Genomic DNA, 2,117 nt, shown 5'->3' with positions numbered 1-2,117 from the left:
CTACTTAGATCAACAGCGGGTCTTGAAGAGATCTCTTCAGGAAAGATGTATTATGGCGATGTAGATATCTCTACTATTCCTCCATATAAAAGAAATATTGGAATGGTTTTCCAAAGCTTTGCACTCTACCCACATATGTCTATTTTCGAGAATGTTGCTTATGGCTTACGTGTTAGAAAAGTCCCAAATGATGAGGTAAAGAAAAAAGTTACACAGGTTATGGAGCTTGTAGGACTTCAAGAGGAATTAAAAAGAAACCCAAGTCCTACTGCATTAAGTGGCGGTCAACAGCAAAGAGTTGCTCTTGCACGTGCACTTGTATATGATCCTGATATTCTACTTCTTGATGAACCTTTAGCAAACCTTGACGCTAAACTTAGGCGTTATATGAGAGCAGAGATTAGAAGAATCCAGAAGGCTACAAATATTACTACTATCTTTGTTACTCATGACCAAGAGGAGGCTATGGCTGTTGGCGATAGACTTGCAGTATTGAGAAAAGGAATTGTAGAGCAAATTGGTACCTCTGATGAGCTTTATAATGAGCCTAAGAATGCTTTTGTTGCCAACTTTATCGGAAAGATGAACTTCTTTGAATCTACAGTCATAGATAGCTCAAAGGATAGCATCGATGTTGAGATAAAGGGTAAGGGAATAAGATTTGCAATTCCAAAAGCAAAGTGTCGCACTCAAGCTAAGAAAGGTGATAGCGTACTAATTGGCGGAAGACCAGAACAGCTTATTGTATCAGCAGCTCCTCTTAATAAGTGTATTGAAGGTAATGTTCATATTATCCAACACCTTGGTTCCTTTATTCGTTATGAAGTAACAATCGATAGCTCAATATCCCCTGTAGCTCTTGAGATTGATATGGATTCACTTCAAAAGGATATTCATGAAGGTGATAGAGTTTATGTAGGCTTTAAGGAAGATAAGATTAGCTTATTTTCTCCAGAAGGACGTGAGCTATGAAGAAAAAGTTTTCAATAACAGAAAACGGTAATGAAAAGAGCAAGGTAAAGAAATTCTTCCAAAAGGATTTTTCTCAGGCAGTAATCTTTGCTATTCCTATGCTTTTTTTAGCTGTTTTTCTTCTGTATCCACTATTTATGACTCTTTTAAGAGCCTTTTGGACACCAACAGAGGGACTAGAATTCTCAGGATGGTCACTTGAGGGCTTTAAGCAATTCTTTACTAGTAACCTATATATGAAGAGCTTAAAGAACTCCTTTATAGTAAGTATTAGTGTCACATTTTTCTCTTTGCTAATAGGAATCCCAATGGGATACTTCGTTGCAAGAGTAAAAATCCCATGCAAAAAGCTAATTCTTTCACTTGGAATACTTCCTATCATCATGCCAAGCTTTGTTGGAGCATATACTTGGGTTATTCTTTTGGGAAATAAGGGTGTTATTAGAGTTTTCTTAAACTGGTTACTTGGTCCATTAGGAATTACCGTTCCATCGATATACGGAATGTTTGGAATGATATTATGTATGACTCTTACCTACTATCCTTTTGTATTCCAGCTAAGCTATGGAGCATTTGCCGGAGCAAACTCTCTTCTTGAAGAGTCTGCAATGCTTATGGGTGCAAAGGGAGGTAGAATAATGAGAACTATCACTCTTCCTCTCATTCTTCCATCCCTCGGAGCTGCTGCCCTATTAGTATTTGTAAGAGCAATTGGTAACTTTGGTATTCCTGCTGTAATAGGTGGTAGCAATTATGTTCTTCCAACACTAATTTACTTCGAAGTAAATGGCTTCTTTAATATTAATGGTGCTGCCTCTATCGCAGTTGTAAACGTAGCAATTACTGCATTAGTTTTATACATACAGAAATATGTTGTAGCAAGACATGAATATGAAACAATTTCAGCAACACACAAAGAACTGAAGCAACATGAAGGTAAGGGAATAAGAATTGTAGCAACTATTTATTGCTTAATTATTCTTATTGTATCTTTACTTCCACAGTTCACAATTATTGTAATGAGTTTCTTCACAAAGTGGGTTGGCCTTTTCCCTGAGGGTTTCACACTAAATAACTATTTAAGAATCCCAAAATACTCATCTAAGGAACTCTTTAATTCATTCTTCTTGTCTATTACTGCAACA

At 36.6% G+C, this 2,117-nt stretch carries 2 protein-coding genes; both read left to right on the top strand.

Features of this window, described 5'->3' with window-relative positions; genetic code table 11:
- Positions 1 to 972, top strand: a 972-nt coding sequence (locus SOY52_RS05920) for an ABC transporter ATP-binding protein (protein WP_320848048.1), incomplete at its 5' end; no start/stop codon positions are given.
- On the top strand, positions 969 to 2,117 hold a 1,149-nt coding region (locus SOY52_RS05915; protein ID WP_320848047.1), incomplete at its 3' end, for an iron ABC transporter permease. The genes SOY52_RS05920 and SOY52_RS05915, both read left to right, overlap by 4 nt.

This window comes from Bullifex sp. (genome assembly GCF_034103065.1).
Taxonomy (GTDB): Bacteria; Spirochaetota; Spirochaetia; order Sphaerochaetales; family Sphaerochaetaceae; genus Bullifex.
This window is presented reverse-complemented; position numbering and strand designations above follow the sequence as displayed.